This window comes from Vicinamibacteria bacterium, from assembly GCA_035620555.1.
Lineage (GTDB): Bacteria > Acidobacteriota > Vicinamibacteria > Marinacidobacterales > SMYC01 > DASPGQ01.
The window spans coordinates 1-7253 of sequence record DASPGQ010000212.1 but is presented as its reverse complement, the minus strand read 5'-3'; the positions used below and the strand labels follow the sequence as shown (position 1 = coordinate 7253).

At 62.0% G+C, this 7253-nt stretch carries 6 protein-coding genes; 3 read left to right on the top strand and 3 right to left on the bottom strand.

The genetic code is table 11. From position 1 onward, the window contains the following. On the bottom strand, positions 1 to 2083 hold a 2083-nt coding region (locus tag VEK15_08475), incomplete at its 3' end, for a protein kinase (GenBank protein ID HXV60715.1). 190 nt (positions 2084 to 2273) lie between these two features. On the opposite strand from VEK15_08475, the gene VEK15_08470 reads away from it, so the two are divergent. The 3 genes from VEK15_08470 (at position 2274) to VEK15_08460 (ending at position 6372) form a co-directional block, all read left to right on the top strand. After that, positions 2274 to 2774 carry an L-2-amino-thiazoline-4-carboxylic acid hydrolase gene (locus VEK15_08470; GenBank protein ID HXV60714.1) on the top strand — a complete coding sequence of 167 codons (501 nt, stop codon included), beginning with the start codon at positions 2274 to 2276 and terminating at the stop codon, positions 2772 to 2774. 118 nt (positions 2775 to 2892) lie between these two features. Next, complete coding sequence (locus VEK15_08465; protein ID HXV60713.1) at positions 2893 to 5739, top strand: FAD-linked oxidase C-terminal domain-containing protein; 2847 nt, start codon at positions 2893 to 2895, stop codon at positions 5737 to 5739. 12 nt (positions 5740 to 5751) lie between these two features. Next, positions 5752 to 6372, top strand: coding sequence for a ribonuclease H-like domain-containing protein (locus VEK15_08460; protein HXV60712.1), 621 nt, complete (start codon positions 5752 to 5754; stop codon positions 6370 to 6372). A gap of 19 nt (positions 6373 to 6391) precedes the next feature. On the opposite strand, the gene VEK15_08455 is transcribed toward VEK15_08460, so the two are convergent. Together VEK15_08455 and VEK15_08450 are read right to left on the bottom strand one after the other, a co-directional pair. Then, positions 6392 to 6826: a DUF86 domain-containing protein gene (locus tag VEK15_08455; GenBank protein ID HXV60711.1), complete on the bottom strand. Its 435-nt coding sequence runs from the start codon at positions 6824 to 6826 to the stop codon at positions 6392 to 6394. Further along, positions 6810 to 7217 carry a nucleotidyltransferase domain-containing protein gene (locus VEK15_08450; GenBank protein ID HXV60710.1) on the bottom strand — a complete coding sequence of 136 codons (408 nt, stop codon included), beginning with the start codon at positions 7215 to 7217 and terminating at the stop codon, positions 6810 to 6812. The genes VEK15_08455 and VEK15_08450 overlap by 17 nt, the downstream gene beginning before the upstream one ends. Between the last annotated feature and the right edge of the window lie 36 nt (positions 7218 to 7253).

Below are 7253 nucleotides of genomic sequence, written 5' to 3'. Positions count from 1 at the left end.
CATCGAGCGGAAGCACGTGAATCTCCCGGCGGCCCGATCGCAGGGAATAGAAAGCCACTTCGTCACCTGAAGGCGACCATTGGGGATGCCAGTCGAGCTCGGGGCCGCTCGTCAATGCGGACAAAGCACCGCCCTCTGCGGGCATCACCCAGAGATCCATGTTCCCCGTCCGATCCGAGTTGAAGACGAGCCGCCGACCGTCGGTGGAGACATCGAAGAACTCGACGAGCGCTTCGTCGAACGTCAGCTGCTCAGCATCCGCCCAGACGGCGGAGCGATTCTCGAGAACGGGAACACGCCAGAGGTTGGCAACGAGGCGCCCCTTCGAGTAGGCGAGCTTGGTTCCGTCCGGAGATAAAACGGCGGAACGCATGCCGATCCCAACGGTCAAGGGAATGGGATCGCCCTCGAGCACACCGTCAGCTCCCAGTTTCTGCTGCCAGAGATCCATGCTCCCCGTACGGTTCGAAACATAATAAAGAGACCGTCCGTCCCGAGAGAAGCTCGGACTCAACACTCGCGTGAGACCGTCCGTGACCGCGAAAGCCGCGCCGTCCTCCTGTCGGAGCAGCCAGAGTTGCAGGTTGTCGCGGAAGTAGCCTCCGTCCACGAAGGCGAACCATCGACCGTCTCGGGACCACGTCACGTCGTTTCGAGCCCCACCCGCTCCCGGCAAGGGAATGCGCCGAGCTTGCCGACGATCCGTCGGTTGGATTTCCAGGAAGAACTTTCCGTCTTCGACAATCATGCCGGCCAGCTCACTTCCATCGGGAGACCACTGAGGCGCGTTGAAATGAGAGCTTTCCCGCAAACGCTTGGCGTTTATTACTTTGCGGGCCGCACCCCCCACCGCCGACATCACGAAATAGCCGCCGCCGTCTCGGTCGGACCAGAATCCGAGCTCGCTTCCGTCAGGAGACCAGCTCGGGCAGCAGTCGAGACCCTCGTAGTCGGCGGTACGGTTGACCGGCTCGCCCCGCTCGACGTGCTTTACCCAGATGTCGGGATTGCCACTCCGGTCCGAGCTGTAGGCCAGTTGTCCTCCGTCGGGAGACCAGGTGGGATCGTCCTCGACGCCCATCGCCGAGGTGACCTGGACCGGATTCACGAACCGCAAAACCTGATCGGCATCGCGACCAGGACGGAAGGCGATCCCCAGAACTACCAACACGAGCGCCGTCAACACAAGAGCAGACCACCACCTGTTCACCGAGGATCCTGCCCCGATCGGTGCCTGGAGCTCCCCCGAGCGCCAATCGTCGCGGATTGCCTCGAGCCCGTTTCGAACTTCGAGAGCGCTCTGAGGTCGGCGGCTCGGCTCTTTCGCCAGGCATTTCTCCAGGAGCTTCCCCAGCGGCTCCGGCCCCCTCGCGATCGCCGGAGGTTCGTCCCGGAGTATCGACGCCTGGACGCGCGCCGGCGTATCTCCGCCGAAAGGACGTCGTCCGGTGAGCATCTCGTACAGGACCACACCCATGGAGAAAACGTCGCTGCGGGCGTCGATGCTCTTCGCTTCGGCCTGCTCGGGCGACATGTAGGGAAGCGTTCCCATGATCACGCCCGCCGTCGTCTTCTCCACGGTTGGAAGCTCGCTGCCCTCTTCGCCAAGAGTCGATGTCCATTTCGCGAGTCCAAAGTCCACGACTTTGATCCGACCTTCATCGCTTACGATGATGTTCTGGGGCTTGAGATCGCGATGGAGGATGCCCTGGCGATGCGCGGCCGCCACCGCATCGGATAGGGGAATGGCGATGTCGAAGAGCTCGCGGAGCGGGAAGCCCTGTTCCGGAAGCAGCTCGGCTAGCGTCTTCCCCTTCACCAGCTCCAACGTAATGAAGTGGATTCCGTCCGCTTCTTCGACGGAATAGATCTGGACGATGTTCGGGTGGTTGAGCGCCGCGATCGCCTTGGCCTCCCGCTGGAAACGACTCCGTCGTTCTTCGCTCTCGGCCAGCTCTGGCGGCAGGACCTTCAGAGCTACCTCGCGGTCGAGCTTCGTATCCTCGGCGCGATAAACCTCGCCCATTCCACCCGAGCCGATCTTCTCCCGGATCTTGTAGTGGGCGAGAGTCTGGCCGACCATCAAATTGGCCCGCGGGAATCGTATCCGGTCGGAAGTTCCGGGTGCAATCAGGCGGCTCGCGGCTCGAGTTCGATTCGATCGCTATTCACGGGTCCTTTATTCGATGACCTACACTCGCCTGTCGCTCAAAGATGCTATACACTCGCCCGTCTTTCAAAGTGGAAGGCTCGAGAGAAAAGGAGGGGTCCGAATGGCCGACAAGATCGCAACGATTCCTGAGAAAACAAGGTGGGAGATTGCAGGGAAGGGATTGACCGGCGCTTACATCGCGATTTCCAACGCCATGAAGCAGGCGGTGGGACAGAAAAAATTCGAGGAGTTCAATGGGTCGCTCTGGTACGAAGCAGGGAAGGGAGCGAAAGAATTTGCGGAAACCTTCGGTTTGGCCACAGAAACCGCTGGCGATGTCGAAGAGGTGATGCATCTGCTTGCTAAAGCGTCAATGGGACCGGAGTTCGAGTTCGAAGTCGTCGAAGCGACCAAAGACCGATGTGTGGGAAAGACGACTCAGTGTCCTTGGCACAAGAGGTGGAAGGAGCAGGGCATCGACTTCAACACCTGCGGAGTAGGGCATCAAAAATGGGGTGAAGGAGCTGCCGCAAGTTTGAACCCCAATTTTACGTTCAAACTCACCAAGAACATGCTCCTTGGCGACTCCCATTGCGAGTGGGTGGTAGAGCGGAAGAAGTAGAAGCCAAAGCGGGGTGAGCTCGTCACCGAGAGGAGGGGAAGTCCTCGACGCCGACGCTCGAATCGAGCCGGATGCCCCGGAAGGTCCGAGCGTTACGCGATGGTAGAATCACCGACATATGGACATCGCCCACGAGCTGCGTGAGCGGGTCGAAGGCGAAGTTCGATTCGATCGCTATTCACGGATCCTCTATTCGACCGACGCCAGCATCTATCAGATCGAGCCCATCGGCGTCGTCATTCCGAAACACGCCGGCGATGTCGCGGAGGTGATTCGGTTCGCCTCGCGTGAAGGCATCCCGGTTCTGCCGCGAGGCGGGGGGACGTCCCTCGCGGGACAGGCGGTGGGCGAAGCCATCATCATCGACTTCTCGAAATCCATGCACGATGTGGTGGAGGTCTCGCGTGAGGAATCGTGGGCGCGGGTCCAGCCGGGCATCGTGCACGACGTGCTCGGCGCGCACCTGAAGCCCTACGGCCTGCGCTTCGGGCCCGAGACCGCCACCAGCAACCGGGCGAACATCGGGGGCATGATCGGAAACAACTCCGCCGGGGCGCGCTCGCTCATCTACGGGAAGACGGTCGACAACGTACTCGAGGTCAAAGCCGTTCTCGCCGACGGGTCGACGGCGACCTTTGGTGCGGTTTGCCGCAGCGATCTCGACTCCAAGATCCGAGGCGATGGGCTCGAGGCGGCCATCTATCGCACGACGCTCGGTATCGCGGAGGCCCATCGGGCGGAGATCGAGGCCCGCTACCCGAAGATCCCGAGGCGTGTCTCCGGCTATAACCTCGACGAGCTCTTCGATCCCGGCGAGATCAACCTCGCCAAGCTCGTCGTGGGTTCCGAGGGAACCTTCGCTTCGGTGGTCGAGGCCAAGATCGCTCTCGCTCCGCTTCCTCCGGCATCGGGACTCGCCGTCCTGCACTTCCATGGGCTTCTTCCCGCCCTCGAGACCGGCTGTGAGGTTCTGTCTCTCGAGCCGTCGGCCGTGGAGCTCGTCGACGAGATGGTCATGGACCTGGCGCGGCGCTCCCTCGAGTACTCCCGCCGCATGCATTTCGTTCACGGCCAGCCCAAGGCGCTCATCATCGTCGAATTCGTCGGCGAGACGAGGAAGGAAGTGGAGGCGAAGCTCGATGCGCTCGACAAGCTCGTAGGACCGAGCGGCAAGCCGATGGTGCGCGTGCTCGAGCCCGAGGCCCAGGCGAACGTGTGGAAAGTAAGGAAAGCGGCGCTTCCTCTTCTGCTCGGCCTGCCCGGCGACAAGAAGCCGATTGCTTTCGTCGAGGACACCGCCGTGGCTCCGGAACGCGTCCCCGATTTCATCCGCCGGTTCCAAGCGATCCTCGCCGATCACGATACCGTGGGCTCGTTCTACGCCCACGCGGGAGCGGGCTGTCTCCATATCCGCCCGCTCGTCAACCTGAAGGACGGAGCCGAGGTGCGGAAGATGACCGCGATCTCCGAGGAGGTGTTCGCGCTCGTCATCGAGTACGGCGGCTCCATGAGCGGCGAGCATGGGGACGGCCTCGCCCGCAGTCACTTCAACGAGCGTCTGTTCGGTCCGCGCCTCTACGGGGCGTTTCGCGAGCTGAAGGCGGCTTTCGACCCCAAAGGAATCATGAACCCCGGGAAGGTCGTCGATGCCCCGGGGATGGCGGAAAATCTCCGCTACGGCGAGTCCTATCGAGTGCTCGAGCCCGAAACGGTGTTTCCTTATGCTCGCGAAGGTGGATTTGCGCGGGCGGTCGAGCTCTGTAACGGCTCCGGTGTGTGCCGCAAGAACCTCGAGGGCACGATGTGTCCGTCGTTCATGGTCACGAAGGACGAGATGCACTCGACCAGGGGCCGGGCGAACGCGCTTCGCGCCGTGCTCGATGGACGCTTGCCGACGAACGAGATGGTGAGCGAGCGCCTCTACGAGATCATGGACCTTTGCATCTCGTGCAAGGGCTGCAAGGCGGAGTGTCCCTCGAACGTGGACCTGGCCCGTTTGAAGTCGGAGTTTCTCGCCCTCTACCACCGCGAGCATCCGTACTCGCTGCGGGAGGAGCTTCTCGTCCGGCCCGAGATGCTGGGACGGCTGGGGGTGACGACCCGGCCTCTCTCCACCGTTTTCGCTCGGCAGGGCTGGTTCCGGACACTTCTCGAATCCGTCGCCGGGATCGACCGGCGTCGCAGCCTGATGCCCTTCGCTCGCGAGACCTTCGAAAGCTGGTTTGGAAGGAGAGCGAAACCCGCACGAAGCGGCGCGAAGCGGGTCGTTCTCTTCCACGATACCTTCATGAACTACCACGAGCCCGCCATCGGAAAGTCCGCCGTTCTCCTTCTCGAGGCAGCCGGATACGACGTGGTTCTCGGCAAGGCGTCGTGCTGCGGGCGGCCTTCGATCTCGAAAGGGATGCTCGACCGGGCGCGGAAACAGGCCGACGCGAACGTGAGGGCGCTCTATCCTTTCGTTCGCGAGGGGATTCCCGTTGTCGGCGCCGAGCCTTCCTGCATTCTCGGCTTTCGGGACGAGTATCCCGATTTGGTGCCCGGCGAAGCGTCGAAGGCGCTTGCCGAGAGAAGCTTTCTTCTCGAGGAGTTGTTCGACCGAGAGGGGCTTTCGGTGGATTTTCCCAGCGCACCGGGAAAGATTCTGGTGCACGGCCACTGTCACCTGAAGGCGCTCGTGGGGACCGAGCCTCTCGTCCGCTTCCTCGCGAAGCTCGGAGGCACCGTCACGGTAGTGGACTCCGGGTGTTGCGGGATGGCCGGCTCGTTCGGCTTCGAGAAAGAGCATTTCGACATCTCGGTGCAGATGGCGGAGAGGCGTCTCGCCCCCGCGGTTCGCGCCGCATCGGAAGACACGACCGTCGTGGCGCCGGGCACCTCATGCCGCCATCAGATCGCGGACCTCACCGGTCGCGAGGCCTATCATCCCGTGGAGGTCGTTGCACGCGCGGCCGCACTCGTGTGACGCTCATCAGCGATGGACATCGTTCTCGACATCGAGACCGTAGGACAGGGGGCGGAAGACGTCCCCGAGCGCGCTCTGGAGTACCTTTTTCGTTCCCTCGAGCGTGATCAGCCGGACCCCGAGGAGCTCGAGAGGCGTCGCGAGGATCTCGTTTCCCGTTTCGGCCTGGATCCCACCACCGGTCGCGTCGTTTGCGTGGGCACGTTGGACGTCGAAACGTCCCGCGAGCAGGCTTTCGTGGAAGCTTCTGAGCGTGCTCTACTCGAATCGTTCTGGCAGTGGCTCTCGGATAGGAAACCGACGCTTCTCATCACGTTCAACGGAAAGCGCTTCGACGTGCCCTATCTGGAGATCCGAAGCGCCATCCACGGCATCGAGCCGGGGCGGACGCTTTCGACGATTCGTCACATCGACTTGCGGCAAACGCTCGAGGGCGACGAGCGACGGCGACGGGGAAGCCTCGACTACTTCTGTGCGATCTTCGGGATTCCGTCACCGAAGACGGAGCTCGATGGCTCGCGTGTCGAAGAGGCTTTTGGCGAAGGGAGAATCGAGGAGATCGCGCGCTACTGTCTCGAAGACTGTCGCGCCACGGCGGCTCTCTATAAGAGGCTGAAACCCTTCTGCCGTTGATTGTCCTTCCGAACGCCTCTTATCTTGCTGCGCTCTTGGAGCGGAGCCACTCCTCGACGTCGGCCACGAAAGCGTCGAAGTCATCGAGGCGCTGAAGTCCCGCGTGTACGCGTTTCAGGTCGACTTCGGCATAGTCGTGCACCAATATGTTGCGGAAACCGGCTAGGCTCTCGAGGCGAGAGGCCGTACTTGCCTTCAATACGCCGCGAACCGCGAGGCGCTTCGGTATCTGAGCGTACTCGTCCACCGACTCCTGGAACGCACTGGCCAGAATGTGATTTCCCGTATCGAAGAGAGCCTCGGCAGCCAGCTGAAGGCCGCGCTCGACGGCCCACTGCAATCGAAGATCTTGCTCGAGCTCACCGAGCGACATCGGCATCCAGGAACGCAGGCGGCCGGTCGTCTGATCGATTTCGAGAAGTTTCTTCCGAATGACTTCAGCTCGAAGTGGCACGGCGAGCCTCGATACGATCACGCAGATAGCCGTACTGGACTTCTCTGAGATGAGCCGTGTCAAGGTAGCGGGCGATGACGCGGGCCTCGAACCGGGCCCTCTCCTCATCGTCTCGACAGACGAGTATCTTTCCTTGGGAGACAATCTCGTGAGCAAGAAGCGGTGGAGCCGTCCCGAGGTTGACCAGGTCGACGGATTGACGTGCTGCGGAAGCGAGCTCGGCGGCAAGCCCATCGAGAGTGGCAGGCGTCGGTTGGGAAGCGAATAGCACGCCGATATCCACGTCGCTCGAGGGGCGTTGTCTGCCGTGGGCGGTCGAGCCGAAAAGATACGCCAGGCGGATATCCGAGCGCCCGCGCAAGACGTCTTGTAACTTCCCAACTCCCTTCACGTCAGCAGTATACCTCCCTTCGTTTTCCGAGATCAT

What these genes read in the sequence shown, in the direction of transcription:
- VEK15_08470 (HXV60714.1), top strand. Translation starts at nt 2,274, where the DNA reads ATGGCCGACAAGATCGCAACGATTCCTGAGAAAACAAGGTGGGAGATT.
- VEK15_08465 (HXV60713.1), top strand. Translation starts at nt 2,893, where the DNA reads ATGGACATCGCCCACGAGCTGCGTGAGCGGGTCGAAGGCGAAGTTCGA.
- VEK15_08460 (HXV60712.1), top strand. Translation starts at nt 5,752, where the DNA reads ATGGACATCGTTCTCGACATCGAGACCGTAGGACAGGGGGCGGAAGAC.